General features: G+C 71.8%; 16 protein-coding genes. 12 read left to right on the top strand and 4 right to left on the bottom strand.

Annotated elements, in window-relative coordinates:
• Positions 1-48: 48 nt before the first annotated feature.
• The 6 genes from ACZ4TW_RS02535 to ACZ4TW_RS02510 all read left to right on the top strand — a co-directional run bounded on the left by ACZ4TW_RS02535 (position 49) and on the right by ACZ4TW_RS02510 (position 6,503).
• Positions 49-924, top strand: a complete 876-nt coding sequence (locus tag ACZ4TW_RS02535) for a hypothetical protein (protein WP_465539816.1) — start codon at positions 49-51, stop codon at positions 922-924.
• Between the two features lie 11 nt (positions 925-935).
• Positions 936-1,703, top strand: a complete 768-nt coding sequence (locus ACZ4TW_RS02530) for a hypothetical protein (protein ID WP_465539814.1) — start codon at positions 936-938, stop codon at positions 1,701-1,703.
• Complete coding sequence (locus tag ACZ4TW_RS02525) at positions 1,700-1,906, top strand: hypothetical protein (protein ID WP_465539812.1); 207 nt, start codon at positions 1,700-1,702, stop codon at positions 1,904-1,906. The genes ACZ4TW_RS02530 and ACZ4TW_RS02525 overlap by 4 nt, the downstream gene beginning before the upstream one ends.
• A 148-nt stretch (positions 1,907-2,054) precedes the next feature.
• Positions 2,055-3,251 (top strand): NAD(P)/FAD-dependent oxidoreductase, encoded by a 1,197-nt coding sequence (locus ACZ4TW_RS02520; RefSeq protein ID WP_465539810.1) that lies wholly within the window; start codon positions 2,055-2,057, stop codon positions 3,249-3,251.
• An 82-nt stretch (positions 3,252-3,333) separates the two neighbouring features.
• Positions 3,334-5,679 carry an arylsulfatase gene (locus ACZ4TW_RS02515; protein ID WP_465539808.1) on the top strand — a complete coding sequence of 782 codons (2,346 nt, stop codon included), beginning with the start codon at positions 3,334-3,336 and terminating at the stop codon, positions 5,677-5,679.
• 113 nt (positions 5,680-5,792) lie between these two features.
• The gene (locus tag ACZ4TW_RS02510; protein WP_465539806.1) at positions 5,793-6,503 is read left to right on the top strand and encodes a hypothetical protein; all 711 of its coding nucleotides are present in this window, start codon (positions 5,793-5,795) and stop codon (positions 6,501-6,503) included.
• Between the two features lie 46 nt (positions 6,504-6,549).
• On the opposite strand, the gene ACZ4TW_RS02505 is transcribed toward ACZ4TW_RS02510, so the two are convergent.
• Positions 6,550-7,701: a BtrH N-terminal domain-containing protein gene (locus ACZ4TW_RS02505; RefSeq protein ID WP_465539804.1), complete on the bottom strand. Its 1,152-nt coding sequence runs from the start codon at positions 7,699-7,701 to the stop codon at positions 6,550-6,552.
• Positions 7,698-8,966 (bottom strand): haloacid dehalogenase type II, encoded by a 1,269-nt coding sequence (locus tag ACZ4TW_RS02500; protein WP_465539802.1) that lies wholly within the window; start codon positions 8,964-8,966, stop codon positions 7,698-7,700. Before ACZ4TW_RS02500 ends, ACZ4TW_RS02505 begins: the two co-directional genes overlap by 4 nt.
• A 154-nt stretch (positions 8,967-9,120) precedes the next feature.
• On the opposite strand from ACZ4TW_RS02500, the gene ACZ4TW_RS02495 reads away from it, so the two are divergent.
• From ACZ4TW_RS02495 to ACZ4TW_RS02470, 6 genes are all read left to right on the top strand, one after another.
• The gene (locus ACZ4TW_RS02495; protein ID WP_465539800.1) at positions 9,121-9,357 is read left to right on the top strand and encodes a hypothetical protein; all 237 of its coding nucleotides are present in this window, start codon (positions 9,121-9,123) and stop codon (positions 9,355-9,357) included.
• A 160-nt stretch (positions 9,358-9,517) separates the two neighbouring features.
• Positions 9,518-10,255 (top strand): AfsR/SARP family transcriptional regulator, encoded by a 738-nt coding sequence (locus ACZ4TW_RS02490; RefSeq protein WP_465539798.1) that lies wholly within the window; start codon positions 9,518-9,520, stop codon positions 10,253-10,255.
• Positions 10,256-10,357: 102 nt separating this feature from the next.
• A complete protein-coding gene (locus ACZ4TW_RS02485) occupies positions 10,358-11,104 on the top strand; it encodes a hypothetical protein (protein WP_465539796.1) in 747 nt (248 codons plus the stop codon).
• Positions 11,105-11,197: 93 nt separating this feature from the next.
• Positions 11,198-11,383 (top strand): hypothetical protein, encoded by a 186-nt coding sequence (locus ACZ4TW_RS02480; protein WP_465539794.1) that lies wholly within the window; start codon positions 11,198-11,200, stop codon positions 11,381-11,383.
• A gap of 63 nt (positions 11,384-11,446) precedes the next feature.
• Positions 11,447-11,650 carry a hypothetical protein gene (locus ACZ4TW_RS02475; RefSeq protein ID WP_465539792.1) on the top strand — a complete coding sequence of 68 codons (204 nt, stop codon included), beginning with the start codon at positions 11,447-11,449 and terminating at the stop codon, positions 11,648-11,650.
• 76 nt (positions 11,651-11,726) lie between these two features.
• A complete protein-coding gene (locus ACZ4TW_RS02470; protein WP_465539790.1) occupies positions 11,727-14,144 on the top strand; it encodes an AAA family ATPase in 2,418 nt (805 codons plus the stop codon).
• A gap of 28 nt (positions 14,145-14,172) precedes the next feature.
• On the opposite strand, the gene ACZ4TW_RS02465 is transcribed toward ACZ4TW_RS02470, so the two are convergent.
• Together ACZ4TW_RS02465 and ACZ4TW_RS02460 are read right to left on the bottom strand one after the other, a co-directional pair.
• Positions 14,173-15,837 carry an FAD-dependent oxidoreductase gene (locus ACZ4TW_RS02465; RefSeq protein WP_465539788.1) on the bottom strand — a complete coding sequence of 555 codons (1,665 nt, stop codon included), beginning with the start codon at positions 15,835-15,837 and terminating at the stop codon, positions 14,173-14,175.
• Between the two features lie 54 nt (positions 15,838-15,891).
• Entirely contained in the window at positions 15,892-17,562 is a 1,671-nt protein-coding gene (locus tag ACZ4TW_RS02460; protein ID WP_465539786.1) for an ABC1 kinase family protein, read from the bottom strand.
• Between the last annotated feature and the right edge of the window lie 11 nt (positions 17,563-17,573).

The following is a 17,573-nucleotide window of genomic DNA, read 5'->3' as shown; positions in this document are numbered from 1 at the left end:
GGGCAACGGGGGTGTCGCCGTCCCTCCGTGCTCGGTAGGGTGCGGTCCATGGACGACCGTCGCGGTGCCGCGGATGTCGCTGACCGACGGGTGCGGACCTGGCTCCGCGCCGCGTCGGTCGCCATCGCGGCGCTGGTGGCGTTCGCGAGTCTGCTCGGCCTCGTCGCGTCATGGCCCTACCGGGAGGAGACGCAGAACTGGATCCTCCAGGCACGAGGGCAGGACCTCGGCAACCTCATCGCCGTCGTGGTGCTCGTGGTGAGCGCGATCAGGATGCACGCCGGTTCCGTGCGCGCCGCCCACGTGTGGATCGGCACCATGTTCTACTTCCTGTACGCCTACCTCGTCTACGCCTTCGCGGTGCACTTCGGTCGTCTGTTCCTCGTCTACGTCGCGATCCTCGGGCTCGTCTTCTACGCGCTGATCGTCATGCTCGCGACCAGGAGGTGGTCGGCCGAGTACCCGCGCGGGGCGGCCCGCTCGTTCGCGGGCTGGGTGCTGATCGGCACCGGCGCGCTCTTCGCCCTGCTGTGGTTGAGCGAGCTGATCCCGGCGACCGTCTCCGGGCAGGCACCGCCCGGACTGGCGGTTGCGGGGCTGATCGTGAACCCCATCCACGTCATCGACCTGTCGGTGGTGCTGCCGGGCATGATCGTCATCGGAGTGCTCGCGGTGCGCGGGCGGGACGTCGGCCTGTTCCTCGCCGCGCCGGCGCTCGTCTTCTCGGTGCTGATGGGCGCGAGCATCGTCGCGGCCATGGTGCTGGTCGTCGGGAGCGGCGACGCGAGCGGCCTGGTGCCGATGGGGCTCGTCGCGGTCATCGTCGGAAGCAGCCTGGCCGCGGCCATCGCGTTCCTGCGCCGCGTGCACGACAGCGGAATCCGCTCCGCGGCCGACGGTGGCCGTATGCGGCGGCACTCCTGAAGGAGGCATCCATGGCCGCCGACGAACGCGAACTTCTAGCCCACACCGCTCAGTGGAGGGGTCTCCTGCGCCTCGGCGCCTGGGCGGCGCTGGCGAGCGTCGCGCTGATCGTCGTGCAGGTCGCGATCTACCTCGCCTGGCCGCCGCCGGTCGACACCGCCGAATTCTTCGAGCTGCTCCTCGACGATCCGCTCATGGGCGTGATCGCGCTCGACGCGATCTACATCGTGAGCAATCTCCTCGCGTTCCTGCTCTACCTCGCACTCGCCGTCGTGCTGTGGCCGGTCTGCCGCTCGGCGGTCGTCGTTGCGATCGCCTTCGGGGTGCTCGGGATGGCGGCGTACATGGCATCGCCTCGGCCGGTCGAGATGCTCAGCCTCGCCCGGGCGTACGGTGAGGCGGGCGACGCCGAGCGGATCGCGCTCGTCGCGGTGGGCGACGGCATGCTCGCCACCTGGACGGGTACCGCCTTCGACATCTACTACTTCTTCAACCTCGTGACGCTGCTCGTCTTCGCCATCCTGATGTTCCGCAGTCCCGCGTTCACCCGTGCGACCGCGGTGTGGGGCGTGATCGCGGCCGCGTTGATGGCGGTCCCCTCGAACTTCGGCGTGGTCGGCGTGGTGTTCGCGCTGGCGTCGCTCGTTCCGTGGGCGGTGTTCGCGGTCCTGGTCGCACGCCCGTTGCTCCGGCTCGCCGCGACTCCCCGCCCGCGGGATGGCGCCTCCGCAGGTCCATCCGTCACGCGACCGCAGCCGGGAGGGGGCGGCGATGGGTGATCCAGTGGGCGACATCACTGATCCTCCTCGCCGAACCGCTCCGCGTGCTCGACGGCAAGGAGATGCCGCTCATCGAGCTCATCCCGCCCGTGCACCAGCGCGTCGAACTGCAGGGCGGAACGTTCGACGGCATCCGCCATGTCGAGGGCTGGGTGCCGCAACGGCTGGTCACGGCGACCGGTCCGAACCCGCTGCCGCGCTGAGCGGAGGCGCGTCGACGACGCGACCGCCGTCGCTCGCGACCGGGCGGACAAGCACTCGACGATCCCCCAGTCAACGGGTCGCGTCGCCGCGGACCGACGCATAGGGTCGGACGTCGGTCGACCGTTGAGCTGCCGAGGAGGTCGAGCCATGACTCATCACCGCATCGTGGTCGTCGGAGGGGGCAACGCCGGGCTCTCGGTCGCGGGCCGGCTGCGTCGGCACGGCGTCGACGACGTCGTCGTCGTCGAACCGCGTGACGAGCACCGATTCCAGCCCCTGTTCTCGCACGCCGCCGGTGGCGTCGCCCGCGCGAGCACGACAGTACGGCCGCAGGCGTCGGTCATGCCCAGAGGCGTCGGATGGATCCGGGATTCGGTCGCGGGCCTCGAGCCCGACTCCAGCACCGTCGTCCTCGAGTCGGGCCGCCGGATCACGTACGACCACGTCATCGTGTGCCCGGGGATCGAGTTGGACTGGGACCGCATCCCCGGCCTCAGCGACGCGCTGGCGACGCCATCCGTTGCCTCGCACTACGAGTTCGAGCTGGTGCCGAAGGCGTCGCGCCTGCTCCGCGACCTCCGCGGGGGTACCGTCGTCTTCACGCAGCCGCCGGGGCCGGCGAAGTGCGCGGGCGCATCGCAGAAGCCCATGTACCTCGCCTGCGACTACTGGCGCGCGACGGGCGTGCTCGGCGACATCCGGGTCGTGATGATCGTTCCCGATCCGACGGTGTTCGGGATCCCCGAGATCGACCGCGAGCTCGAGCGGAAGATCCAGGAGTACGGCATCGAGTTGCGATGCGGCACCGAGCTGCGCTCGGTCGACGGGGCGGGCCGCGCGGTCGAGATCGGCCCCGTGGGCGGCGGACCCGGCGAGCGCCTGCACTACGACGTGCTCAACGCCGTGCCGCCGCAGGCGCCGCCCGACTGGCTGGGCGAGACCGGCCTGGCGGCGGCCGGGGACCCGGCCGGATTCGTCGAGGTCGACCCCGAGACCCTCCGCCACGTTCGCCACGGCAACGTCTGGGCGCTCGGGGATGCCGCCGCAACGCGCAACTCGAAGTCCGGCGGCGCGCTGCGGAAGCAGACCAAGGTCCTCGCCGAGAACCTGATCGCGGTGCTCGACGGGAAGGAGCCCGCCGCCCGGTACGACGGCTACACCGTCTGCCCCATCACGGTCTCGCGTTCGACGGTCGTGTTCGCCGAGTTCGACGACCGCTACCGACTGAAGCCCACGATCCCGTCCTGGACCTCGCTCTCGCGCGAGCGACGCCTCTCGTGGGTCTTCGATCGGCACATCCTGCAGTGGGTGTACTGGCACATGATCCTCAAAGGTCGCGCCTGAGCCCTCCCCCGTCGAACCTTGACACGAGCGCCGGGCGCGGGCAGGGTCGAGCCCATCGGGTGAACGCGGGGGGACGGGCATCATGACGGATGAGACGCGCACATCGGTGATCGGGACGCCGCTGCCGCCAGCACGGACGCTCCCGTTTCCACCGGCCGCATCGGGCAGTGTCGCCGGACGCACCATGCAGGAGTCCACGTACAGTCCGAAGCCGCCTGAGCGTCACCTCCCGGCGGATGCCCCGAACATCCTGATCATCCTGATCGACGACGCCGGACCGGCACTGCCGACCACGCTGGGAGGCGCGGTGCGCACTCCCACGCTCGACCGGGTGAGGGCGAACGGGGTGGGATACAACCGGTTCCACACGACGGCCATGTGCTCGCCGACTCGGGCCTCGCTGCTCACCGGCCGGAACCACCACCGCGTCGGGAACGGCCAGATCGCCGAGCTGGCCAACGACTGGGACGGCTACTCCGGACACATCCCGAAGAGCAGCGCGACCGTGGCCGAGGTGCTCCGCCAGTATGGCTACACCACGGGCGCGTGGGGCAAGTGGCACAACACGCCGGCCGAGGAGACCACGGTGGCCGGCCCCTTCGATCGATGGCCGACCGGCTACGGGTTCGAGTACTTCTACGGGTTCCTCGCCGGCGAGGCATCCCAGTACGAGCCGAACCTCGTGCGCAACACCACCTCGGTGCTCCCGCCGAAGTCGCCCGAGGAGGGCTACCACCTCAGCGAGGACATCGCAGACGACGCCATGTCGTGGCTGCGGAACCACAAGGCCCTCGCGCCCGACCAGCCGTTCTTCATGTACTGGGCGACCGGTGCGCTCCACGGGCCGCACCACATCATGAAGGAGTGGGCTGATCGGTACGCCGGCGAGTTCGACGACGGGTGGGATGCCTACCGTGAGCGCGCCCACGAGGGAGCGAAGGCGGCGGGATGGATCCCCGAGGACGCCGTGCTCACTCCGCGGCCGGACTCCCTCACCGCGTGGGACGACATCCCCGAGCATCAGAAGCCGTTCCAGCGTCGCCTGATGGAGGTCGCGGCCGGCTTCGGCGAGCACGCGGACGCGCAGGCGGGGCGGCTCATCGACGAGGTCGAGCGGCTCGGATACGGCGACGACACGATCATCATCTACATCTGGGGCGACAACGGATCCTCGGGAGAGGGCCAGAACGGCACGATCAGCGAACTGCTCGCGCAGAACATGATCCCGTCGACGGTCGACCAGCACATCGCAGCACTCGAGGAGCTCGGCGGACTCGACGCGCTCGGCACCCCGGCCACCGACAACCAGTACCACGCGGCGTGGGCGTGGGCGGGCTCGACGCCGTACCAGGGCATGAAGCTGCTCGCGTCGCACCTCGGCGGCACGCGCAACCCGATGTTCGTGCAATGGGCCGGCCGGATCGAACCCGAGCGCGTGCCGCGGACCCAGTTCCACCACGCCATCGACGTGGTCCCCACGATCTACGAGATCCTCGGCATCTCGCATCCCGAGAACGTCAACGGCATCCCCCAGGACCCCATCGACGGCATCAGCCTGGCGTACTCGATCGACGACCCGGATGCCACAGGCCGCCGCCGCACCCAGTACTTCGAGATCATGGGCAGCCGCGCGATCTACGCCGACGGTTGGATGGCGTCGGCGCTCGGCCCGCGCCTGCCCTGGGTGCCCGGTTCCCCGCCCGGGATCCACACCTGGACGCCCGACCAGGACGCATGGGAGCTCTACGACCTCGAGCACGACTGGAGCCAGGGACGCGACCTTGCGGCCGAGCACCCCGAGAAGCTCGCCCAGCTGAAGGAGCTGTTCGCGATCGAGGCGGCGCGGAACGACGCGTTGCCGATCGGCGGCGGGCTCTGGGTCCCCGCCATGCACCCCGAGGACCGGATCACTCCGCCGTACACCGAGTGGGAGATGAGCGGCGACACGGTCCGCGTGCCGGAGTTCTGCGCGCCGGCGCTCGGCAACCGCCCGAACACGGTCACCCTGCAGGTGCATGTGGGCGACCGCGCCGACGGGGTGCTCTACAAGCTCGGGGGAGCGGGAGGCGGCCTCACCTGCTTCTTCGACGACGGCGTGCTGACCTACGAGTACAACCTCTTCCTGATCCAGCGCACCCGGATCGCCTCCGAGGCGCCGGTCGCCGCCGGCGACGTCACGATCGAGGTCGAGACGCGCTACGTCGAGCCTCGGCCGGGAGGTCCGCTGGAGGTCGTGCTCCGTGTCGACGGGACCGAGGTCGGTTCCGGCACGGTGCCCGTGAGCGCGCCCCTGCTGTTCTCGGCGAACGACTGCCTCGACATCGGGCGCGCGTACGGCGGGGCCGTGTCGCGGCACTACGCCGACCGCATGCCGTTCGCATTCGACGGCCGCATCGACCGGGTCCACATCGCCTACGCGGCGCCGTGATCCGCGCATCGACCGGGCAGGACCGCCCGTGCGCGTCGGCTCGAGACATCCGGCCGAAGGGCTTGAAACGGCGCCGCGTCAGGCGCACAGTGGAATGAGCGAGGGAGGGCCCCATGCGCGACCTGAACGTGTATCCGGATGTCATGCCGATCCTCTCCCCGGGCCGGCACCGATCACCGCGGCGGGGGGCGTGCTTCATGGAGTTCGCGTCGTACCTCGCCGGTGAACGCTGGAGCGACCATCCCGCGTGCACGCACGGCACGCTCGCGCACCTCGCCCGGCTCGTCAACGACCGCACGAGCGACGCCGCGCGAGCCCGGCTCGCGCCCCTCATCCCTGCGGTCATCGGGCTGACCAGCGACGATCCGCTGCTCGACGTCCTGCTCGCCGTGCGAGCGGCCGGTGCCGCCGTGCCGATCGCCGCCGAGGAGCGCCAACGGTCGCAGGCGGTCGGACTGCGCATGGCGCTCAGGGTGCTCGCCGAACGCGACGACCAGCTCGCCGTCGAATCGCGCGAGTACGCCGAGTCCGCCCTCCGCACCGCACCCGCGGCCGACGAGTGGGCGACGCGGTTCATCGACCAGGTCGGGCCCGGCCGCACCGCCATGTCGCAACGACAGTGCCGCGACATCGTGACCGGCGCGGTCGACGGGATCGCACGCGCCTGCGTCGCAGACCCGGACGATCGACTCGTCGCGCTGCTCACGGCCGCGGTGTCCGACACCGCACGCTTCGTGGGGGTCTCACCTCCCGGTCGGGACGATGCCCTGCGCGCCGCGCGAGCGCCTCGCGAGCACGTCCGTCGGAATGTCGAGGTGCGCTGAGAGGCGACCCGCCACATCGCGACGCGTCCGGCCGAGGCGCCGAGGCTCAGATCGCCGCGCGAAGCCGCTCCACGGCGGCGGTCTCGGCCTCCCACATCGCCGTCACGAGCTCGCCGACCGCCGACAGCTCGTCGGCGCCCTCGTCGCGCCCGCGCTGGAGCTCCCAGCGCGCTGCGGCCACGTCGGCGGCATCCTCCCCGCGAGCGACGAGCTCGTCGGTCCGGTCGATCAGCGCGCGGAGCTCGTCGCCCGGCGGCAACGCCGCGTCGACGATCGGCTCCCACGCCTCGGCCGCGGCCCGCCACGCATCGGCGTCGAGCTCCCGGCCCAGCAGCTCGGTCGCCTCGTCGAGGAAGTCGGCGTACAGGCCGCGCAGGTGCGCGCCGTGGGCGGCCTCGCCGTAGATCGAGGCGCGGAGGCTGCCGATCCCGCGCCCGTCGGCGAACACCGTCGGCCATCCCTTCGCATTCCGGGTATCCACGGTCATCCGCGCCCACTTCCGCCACGCCGGCAGCGAGAACGAGTCGGATCGGTCGCTCAGGTGCTCGACCTGCAGCCGCAGACCCTCCTCGACCGCCGTCCGCAGATCCAGGTCCAGGTCGACCGGTTCGGGGTCGAGGGTGATCAGCCGGTGCTTGTACGAGCCGACCCGGGCCCGGGCCGCGGCCAGTCGGTCCCCGTCGACCGTGATCCTCGCCGCCGAGCGGTCGTCGATCGCGTAGCGGTCGCCGGTGCGCTCGTAGACGATCACGGGCGGCCCGCCGTAGCCGCTGCGCCATTCCGGCTGGAACCGGTGCCCGAGCGTCGCCGTGTCGACCCAGGCGATGGCCGGCAGCCCCTTCGCCAGCCGGGCGTCCAGTGCCGCGGCGGCCGACTTCGCGCCCGCCGTCTCGTCTACCTCGGCGTGCAGGCCGAGCCGCTCGGCGGTACCGCGGACCCAGCGGTCCGGGTACTGCCACAGGCGCCCGAACCCGAGCGTGAGCACACGCGCGCGGTGCGGGAGCGAGTCGAACTCCCACAGGATGTAGCCCGCGCCGAGTCCGCCGCCGACGCCGAGCACCATCGCCTCGGTCAGCGGCTCACCCGTGTGCGGCGCGACGACACCGATATTGGCGAGCACGTTGGCCACCGCGGCCGTTTCGCCGTGGACGCCGCCGCGCAGGTCCCACGACGAATCGGCGCCGAGGATGGTGGTCACCTCGCCCGATCCGCTTCGGCGTCATGCGGGCGTGGGATCCGCACCATCCGGATCTCGCGCACGCCGTCGTCGACCTGCGTCGTGCCGTCGGCCTCGAACCCGTGCTTCCGGTAGAACGCCTGCGCCCGGGGGTTCGGGTCGGCGACCCACAGCGCGGCGGCGGCGTCCGGCTCGAGGACGGCGTCGAGCAGCGCCGGGCCCGCACCCGAGCCGAGTTCCTCGGCCACGACGTAGAGCACGTAGAGCTGGAACGCCCAGCCCTGGCCCTCGTCCTCGACCGGTCCGGCCATCGCCGCCCCGATCACCGACCCGTCGCGCTCGGCCACGGCGATGCGGTTCGCACGCCCGCGCTCCTCGGTGAACACCGCGTTCCAGAATCGCTCGCGGGCGGGGAGGAGTCCGGGGTCGTCGAGCACGCGATCGGGCACGACGCCGCGGTAGGTCTCCCGCCACGACCGCACGATCACCCGCGCGATCTCCGCGGCATCCTCGGCGCGAGCGGAGCGGACGGACAACTCGTGGTCGGCGTCCGTCGCGCCTGTAGCGGCGAACGCCGCGTCGACCGCGTCGGCGAACGCCGCGAGCGAGGGGAACGTGAGGTCGGGCGACACGGACGCGCGCGGCTCAGGCGTGGCGCCCCATCCCGGACGGGCGTGCCGGCGGTCGATCCACACGGTCGGCAGCGCGGCCGCCTTGGCGGGCACGTGATCGTGGAAGAGCGACTGAGCGACGTGCAGGAGGCGACCGCGCGCGCCCATCTCGTCGATCCGGCGGAGCAGTGCGGCGAAGTTGGCCGGATCGGGCTTGTACGACCCGATGTCCTGCGCGGTGAGGATCCCGTCGAACTCGACTCCCAGCCGGAGGTTGCTGCCCTCGAAGCTCCTGCGGTCGACGTTGGAGAGGATGACGAGCCGGTAGCGCCGCTTCAGGCGCGCGAGTGCCTCGGCGGAATCGGGGAATGCGGGCCAGTCGGGAACCGAGGCGGCGAGCGCGTCGGCATCCGCCTCCGCGACGTCGAACCCGAGCCCTGCGCCGGTGCGTCGGAACGCCTCGCGCAGCACGTCGGGGTACGGCATCCGCGGGTTCTCCGCCTCGACGGCGGCCTCGTGACCGGCGTACTCGGCGAGGAGGTCCTCGTCGGCGAGCGACCCGTCGTGACGGCGCGCTCGGGGCCCGAGGACTTCGGCGATGCCGGCCTCCCAGTCGATGAGCGTCCCGTAGCAGTCGAAGCTGAGCACCTCGAACGTCGTGAGGTCGAGCGTCATCGTCACCTCCGACCGGCACGCCGAGCGGCCCCCGCTGCCATGAGGGTACGCCCCCAGACCGTGGACCGGCAGCCCGTCCCAGCCGACTGGCCTCCGAACGGGGGCGGCGAGAAGCACAGACACCGACGCTGCTCATGTGGAAATGTAGGCGGGGATGAACGACGTCACGGAGTCCCCCGCGCCGCCGAACGGCGGCATCATGGTCATCCGCGTGTGGAACGAGCCCGATGCCCCGAACGGCTTCCGGGCGCGGCTCACCTTCGGCGCCGGTGAGGACGCATCGCGCTCGACCGTCTCCGCCGACGCCGACGAGGTCGCCCGGACGGTGCGGGAGTGGCTCTCCACCTTCGCCGGGCCGCCCGAGGCCGACGCCCCCGGGCCGACCGGCTGACGAGGCGCGCATCGGATGGGCGTCTCCGTGAGGGGTTGACAACCCAGGCGTGCGCGCGCCAGCCTGAAAGCTCCAGCAGATAGAGACCACCCTCGGGACCCGAACCTGGGATGGCACCGCGGGCGGTCTCGGCCGGGGGGTACTGGTGGAATCATCATGCGTGCCGAGGTGGCGCCTCGGCGTACTGGGACACTGGCGTCTCGTCCGCGATGCGGTGACCGTCGACGTGGGCGCACGCCAGCAGCGGTGCATCGCCGCGCTGGCGCTCTGCGGCCCCCGCTCGCGCGGCAACCTCGCCGGCCTCCTCTGGCCGGACAGCTCGGAGGCGCACGCGGCGGGCAACCTGCGGACCTGCCTCTTCGAGATCTCGCACCGGCTTCCGTCGCTGGTGCGATCACGGTCGGGCGTCCTCGAGCTCGACGACGTCGCGGTCGACCTCGACGACGTGCATCGCCTGATCCACGACATCGAGACGAGCCGAGGTCTCGCCGTGTCGGCCGACGCCGTCGACGCGCTCGCCGCCGCGGAGCTGCTGCCCGGGTGGTACGACGACTGGGTGGTCTTCGAGCAGGAACGGCTCACCTACCGCCGGCTCGTCGCATTGGAGGCGCTCGCGGAGGCCGCGCTGGACTGGGGCGACGGCGACCACGCGGTTCGCGCGGCCGAAGCCGCCGTCGCCATCGAGCCGCTCCGCGAGAGCTCGCACCTGCTGCTCATGCGCGGCCACCTCGCCACTGGGAACCGCGTCGCCGCGTTCCGGGCGTACGAGCACCTGCGGAACCGCCTCGAGCGCGAACTCGGCATCGGGCCGTCGTGGGAGTTCGCCGAGGTGCTGTCGCGGGCGACGGATGGCGCGACGCGCGCCCGTGCCCGCGGCCCCTCGGCAGGCGTGCCCTGACCGGAGTGATGCGCCCGACGCGCGGCCAGACCGGAGCGACGCGCGACCGACCCCAGTGAGACCACGAGATCGAGAGCACCACCCGGAGAACGGAGCCGTTCCATGCGAGTGAACATCCGCATCGCCTCCATCAGCGCCGCCGCCGCGATCGCGGGCATGCTGCTGGCCGGCGCATCCCATGCATCGCCGGTGGAGCGGGCCGCGAACCCGTCGACCGGCGGGGGCGACCGGAGCTCGTCGAGGCTCGACACGATCGCGTCCGCGATCCCGAGCCCGGCGAACCCGGTGGCGGCGGACCATGCGATGTCGAGCGTGCACGCGGGCAGGACCGACGCCAAGGGCGTGGCCTCGGCGATCGCCACGAGCGACTGCGACGGATGCGCGGCGACGTCGACCACCTTCCAGGTCATCCACTACGACGCGGCGAGATCCGCCGCCGCGGCCGACAACAGCGCCGCCGCCTGGGCGAGCTGCGTCGACTGCTCGACCTCCGCCGTGTCGGTGCAACTCCTCATCGTCCGCGACCCGGCCGGACTGACCGTGAACAATCGTGCGCTCGCCCTCAACGTGGCATGCGAGGCGTGCGCGACCTCGGCCACCGCGATCCAGTTCGTCCTGGCCGGCGGTCCGAAGCGCGAGCTGACGAGCGGGTCGAGGGACCTGATCGCGCAGCTCGAGCAGCAGCTCGCCGAACGCCTCGCCGGCTCCGCCACATCGTCGAGCCTGCGCGACGAGTCGACGGTGCGCGGTCTCGCCGACGAGACGGCGCGGCAGCTCGAGGAGGTCATCGTGTCGGACCTCGGCGGAACGACCGCGCAGCGCTCGATCGACGTCCAGGTCGCCGGGTGACCCCGATAACGCGGCGATAACGCGAGGTCCCTTTCATGGTGCCTGAGGACGATCCGTCGGGGATCGCCCACGGAGTGAAGGGGTGAGTGGAACATGCAGCACCTGACCATCACCGAGCTGGACGCCCAGTCCGTCGAGCTGCTTCCCGCCAGGGAGACGCTGTTCTGGGACAACTGGTCGGCCATCTACGCGACGAACTCGTCGGTCGCGCTGAACGCCGCGACGGTCGCGTCAGCAGCGTACAGCGCCGCCGTGCAGACCATCGTCGTATCGCAGTAGTCCTCACAGGGATCGGCCCGGTGCCTGCTCCGGCAGGCCCGGGCCGGCAGGAAGGAGACCGACATGGATGACCGCGTCATGACCCTCGAATCACTGGATGCCGAGACCGCGGAACTGCTCCCGAGGCGGGAGACGCTCCACTTCGACTTCGACATCAACGTCGCCCCGGTCATCGGGGTCAACATCGCCATCGCGGTGAACGCGGCGACGATCGGGTCCGTGGCCAACGCCGGCGCGTGGCAGGAACTCGTGTCCGTCCAGTACTGATTCCTCGGCACCCCGCGGGGCGCGCGCCTCGGCGTCCATCCGCCTCGCGGGGTCCGATCCGGTCCGGAGGTGCGTCATGACGATGCAGGCCGCACCGGCGCCCGGCAGCACGTGGCGTCGCTCGCCGGGCGTCACGGTGCTCGGACCGGTGAGCGGGTCGGGCCTGAACCATCCCACGAGCCTCGTCCGGCGCGCGGACGGACAGGTCATCCAGCTCTCCGAACTGCTCACGCTGATCCTGGTCCTCGCGGCCACCGACGCCGGCAAGCCCACGGCGGAGCTCGCACGAGCGGTCAGCGACCAGTACGGGCGGGAGCTCACCGCCGACGGGCTCACGCACCTCATCGACACGAAGCTCGCCCCGCTCGGACTCATCGAGGACGGCTCGAGAGGGTCGAGCACGACCGCGCCCCCCACGGCCGATCCCCTGCTCGCGCTGCGGCTGCGCGGCACGATACTGCCGGCGGGGGCGGTTCGGCGCATCTCGGCCCTGCTGGCGCCGCTGTACCATCCGTCGGTCGTCATCGTGGCCCTAACGGCGTTCGTGGCCGTCGACGTGGCCGTGCTGGTGACCGGTGACGGCCTGGCCGCCCTCGAGCAGGTCCTGCTCACGCCGACGCTGCTGCTCGCCCTGTTCGGGCTGCTCACGCTGGGCGCGCTGGTCCACGAGCTCGGCCATGCCGCGGCCTGCCGTTACGGAGGCGCCCGTCCCGGCGTGATCGGCTTCGGCCTGTACCTCGTCTTCCCGGCCTTCTTCACGGACGTGACCGACAGCTACCGGCTCGGCCGGGCCGGGCGCCTCCGCACCGATCTCGGAGGCCTGTACTTCAACGTGCTCTGCGTGATCGCCGCGGGCACGGGCTACCTTCTCAGCGGGAACGGGCTGCTCCTGCTCATCGTGATCCTCATGCAGTTGCAGATGCTGCAGCAGCTTCCGCCGACGATCCGCCTCGACGGGTACTTCATCCTCGCCGACCTCGCCGGCGTGCCCGATCTCTTCGCACGCGTGCGACCCGTCTTCCGGAGCCTGCTGCCCGGACGCGCGCCCGACCCCAAGGTCGCCGAACTGCGGCCCGCAGCCCGGCGGATCGTCACCGCCTGGGTGCTGATCGTGATCCCCCTGCTCGTCGCCGTCCTGCTGTGGACGCTGTGGATGCTCCCCGGCATCCTCGCCTTCGCCGCGCAGGCGGCGACCACGCATGCGCAGAACGCGGTCGCCGCGTGGGGCGACGGTCAGCCGGTCGACGTCGTCCTCGCCGTCCTCTCGATCATCCTGCTGCTGCTGCCGCTCGCCGGCCTGGCCATCGTGCTGGCGAGGATGGCCCGCATGCTCTGGGGATGGCTGGCCCGCACCATCCGCAGAACGACCCCGAGTTCGAGCCGATCGACCGATCATGTGGAAAGGACCGCAACGATGAGCACCTTCAGCCCGGTATCGTCCGACCGGACGCCCGCACCAGTCCAGCCCGACGGCGCACCCCGCCCGACGGAACCGCCCCGGATCGCGGTGGCACCGGAGCGCGCACCCCGCGAGCGGCCGGCCGAGCCGCCGCCGGAGCCGATCGAGCGACCGGCGCCACGACCCTCCTTCATCGCCGAGGAGCGCATCGCGCTGCCCGCGACCGAGGGGCTGCGCGGCGCCGTGGTCCGCGCGACGGGCCTGCGCGTGCGCCCCTCGGCAACGGAGGCGGATCGCCGGCGTCGCATCGAGCAGGTCAGCACGCAGTGGCCGCGCGCGCGCACCATCTCGGTCGTCAACGGCAAGGGCGGAGTCGGGAAGACCGTCACCACCGCCATGCTCGCGGCGGTCTTCGCGCGCAACGGCGGCACCGGCGTGCTGGCGTGGGACAACAACGACACCCGCGGCACCCTCGGCTGGCGTACCGAGAAGAGCGCCCACGACGCGACGGTGCAGGACCTGATCCCGCAGACCGGTGCGCTGCTCGCGCAACGGGCGCAGATCGCCGAGATCGCCCGGTTCGTGCACCACCAGACGACCGACAAGTACGACGTGCTGCGCTCGAACCCGGCGCTGCTCGCGACGAATCAGCGGCTCACGCGCGAGCAGTTCGACGCACTGCACGAGGTGGCGACGAAGTACTTCCGGATGGTGCTCTTCGACTCGGGCAACGACGAATCCGCGCCTCGATGGCTGCGCATGATCGACGTCACCGACCAGCTCGTCGTCGCCACGACGGCTCAGGGCGAGTCGGCCGAGTCGGGTGCGCTGCTCCTCGAGGCGCTCCACGACCGGGATCCGGCGTCGGCCGCGCTGGCCCGGAACGCCGTCGTCATCGTGCTGCGCGCCGAACAGGAGGCGTCGGCGGCCGACGTCAAGCGCGTCGCGCAGGGGTTCGCGCCGATGGTGCGGGCGGTCATCACCGTCCCATTCGACCGGGCACTGCACGCCGGCGCCCTTCGATTCGATTCGCTCGCGCCGGAGACGCGCGACGCATGGCTCCGGGCCGCCGCCGCGGTCGCCGAGGGTCTCTGACGGGGCTCCGGGTGGGGCGGATGGCGCGTCAGGCCGCGATCGCGTCGGCCTCGACGGCCGCGCGCGAGGCCGTGCCGGCCTTCCAGGTCAGATAGCCGCCGTCGAGGTTGACGGCATCGCGGCCCAGCTGGGCGAGCAGGCGCACCGCGGTGTGCCCGCGCTGGCCGACCTTGCAGTGGACGACGAGGCGGCCCGACGGCAGCTCGTCGGCGCGCGTGCGCAGCTCGTCGAGCGGGATGCGGAGCGAACCCGGGATCGCGCCGTCGGCGACCTCCTCGGCCGTGCGCACGTCGACGACGGTCGCGCCGGCATCGACCGCGGCGTCGAGCTCGTGCCACTGGATCGACGGCGTGAGCCCCTCGAACGCGTTGAGCGCCACGTAGCCGAGCATGTTCACCGGGTCCTTGGCCGACGAGTACTGCGGCGCGTACGCCAGCTCGAGGTCGGCGAGCTCGGACGCGGTGATGCCGCCGGCCATCGCGGTCGCGATCACGTCGATGCGCTTGTCGACGCCGTCGCCGCCGACCCCCTGGGCTCCGAGGATGACGTCGGTCGCCCCGTCGACGATGAGCTTGAGCGCCATCTGCTCGGCACCCGGGTAGTACCCGGTGTGCGAGGCCGGGTGGGTGTGGATGACACGGATGTCGCGGTCGCGCGACCGCAGCAGCTTCTCGTTCCATCCGGTGGCCGCGACGGTGAGGCCCATGACGCCGACGACCGCGGTGCCGAGCGCCTCGCGCACGCGGACGGGCCGCCCGGTGATCGCGTCGGCCGCGAGCCGGCCGTGGCGATTGGCGAGGCCCGCGAGCGCCACGAGCCGGGGCTCGCCCGTGATCGCGTCGACCTTCTCGACGGCGTCGCCGATGGCCCAGATGTGCGGGTCGCTGGTGCGCAGCGCCTCGTCGACCCGGATGCCGCCGCGCGGGCCGAGCTCGAGGCCGGCGCCCTGCGCGAGGCTCGTGTCGGGCCGCACGCCGATGGAGCCGAGCACGAACTCGGCGGGCACGGTGGTGCCGTCGCTGAGCGTTGCGGTGTCGGCCCCGAGCGCGGTCACCTGCGTGCCGAGGCGCACGTCGACGCCGGCCTCGCGGAGCCGGTCGGCGACGGGCGACGCCATCTCGGGGTCGAGCGGCGGCAGCACCTGGTCGCCGAGCTCGACGAGCGTGACGTCGAGGCCGCGGTGGGCGAGGTTCTCCACCATCTCGAGGCCGATGAAACCCGCGCCGATCACGAGCGCGCTGCGCGGTGCGACGTCGAGGGCCGCCATGGCGGCGTCGACGTCGTCGATGTCTCGCAGCGTGAGCAGGCGCTCACCGCCCGCGATGGGCGGGCGGACGGGTGTCGCGCCCGGCGAGAGCACGAGCGCGTCGTAGTGCAGCGTGGTCTCCTCGCCGGTGGCGAGGTCGCGTGCGCGCACGGTCTGCGCGTCGCGGTCGATCGAGACGGCCTCGGTGCGGACGCGCACGTCGAGGCCGAAGCGGCTGCCGAGCGAGGCCGGCGTCTGCAGGAGCAGGCTCGACCGCTCCTCGATGACGCCGCCGAGGTAGTACGGGAGCCCGCAGTTCGCGAACGACACGTGGCCGCCGCGCTCGAGGACGGTGATCTGCGCGTGCTCGTCGAGCCGTCGGAGACGGGTCGCGGCGGACATGCCGCCCGCGACGCCGCCGATGATGAGGTACCGCTGGGAAGTCATGAGCCCATCGTACGGATACCCCTGGGGTATTGTCAAAATAGCCCCAGGGTATCGTCAGCGCGGACGCCGCCGGCCGCCTCGGCGCGCCGTCCAGGCGAGGTAGGCGCCGAGCGAACCGAGCATCCCGAGCCCGGTGCCGAGCATGACGCCCTCCCACGACCGGTACCGACGCTCGCTGGCGACGAGGCCGCCGACGCCCGAGATGAGCGCAGCGCTGATCATGCCGGCGACCAGCCGATTGCCGATGCGCTCGGCCCGGCCCATCAGCGGCTCGAGCTCGGCGGCGCGAAGATGCACCTGCATCCCGGCCCCGTCGGCGTGCCCGAGGAGCCGTCGCAACGCGCCCGGCATCTCGAGCGCGAGCTCGCCGAGATCGGCTGAGGCGCGCGCGATGCGCCGGGCGAGCACGCCCGCGCTGAACCGCTCGCGAGCCAGCCGCTCCGCGTACGGTTCGAGCGACTCGCCGAGACGGAACTCGGGATCGAGCCGGAGCGCCAGCCCCTCGATGAGCAGCAGCGCCTTGAACAGCAGCGCCATCTCGCGCGGCAGCCGGAGCCGGTGATGACGGAGGATCGCGAAGAGCTCCGCGATCATCCGTGCGAACGGCGTCTCGCGGAGCGAGTGCAGGCGGTACCGGGAGAGGAAGATCGCGAGGTCGTCGCGCAGCACCTCGCGGTCGACGCCCGTCGAGCCCGGCGACATGTTCACGAGGGATGCGCCGAGGAGGTCGGCCTCACCCCGCACGAGCGCTATGAACAGCGCACTGAGGTGACCCCGGAGCTCTTCCCCGATCTCGCCCACCATTCCGAAGTCGATGAGCGCGATCGTGCCGTCGTCATGGATGAAGAGGTTGCCCGGGTGCAGGTCGGCATGGAAGAAGCGGTCCTCGAACGTCATCTTCAGCACGATCTCGGCGCCCTTGCGCGCGACGCGCTTGCGGTCGACGCCGGCCCGGTCGAGCCCCGCGGAGTCGCTCACGTTCCGGCCCCACATCCGCTCGAGGGTCAGCACTCGCGAGGTCGTGTAGTCCCAGAACACCCGCGGGATGACGACATCGGGGTCGTCCGCGAAGTCCTCGGCGAAGCGCTCGGCGTTGGCCCCCTCCTGCAGGTAGTCGAGCTCCGCGCGGAGCGTCTGGGCGAACTCATCGGCGATGCCCGGAGCGTCGTAGTCGCGCGCGAGGCTCCACGTGCGGCTGGCGCGCAGCGCGATGTTCCGGAGGATCTCGAGATCCTCCTGCACCTGGGCCACCGCGCCGGGGCGACGGACCTTCACGACGACCGGAGTGCCGTCGCGCAGCGTCGCCGTGTGGGCCTGCCCGATCGACGCGGATGCCATCGGAACGTCGTCGAACGTCGCGAACAGCTCCTCGGGCTCGCCGCCGAGCTCGCGGCGGATCACCGCGCGGATCTGCTCGGTCGGCACGGGCGGCGCCGAGTCCTGCAGCTTGGCCAGCTCGTTCGCCAATGCCGGGGGTACGAGGTCGGAACGCGTCGAGAGCAGCTGCCCGAACTTGATGAAGGTCGGGCCCAGCTCCTCCAGCGCCCGGCGGACGTGCTCGGGCGACGCCTCGGCGTTCGCCGGCTGGGATCCGTTGCGCCGGAACGGCTTGAGGCGCCCCGCCCCCATGAGCCCGGCGAGGAAGCCGAAGCTGTGCCGCCGCAGCACCGCGGCGATCTCGCGATAGCGCGCGGTGTGCCGCGTCTCGGCCTGGCCGACGCTCACGCCGCCGCACC

It is taken from the genome of Agromyces sp. NPDC029043, from assembly GCF_055564615.1.
The sequence above is the reverse complement of the archived record's forward strand: the minus strand, read 5'-3'. Positions and strand labels throughout refer to the sequence as shown.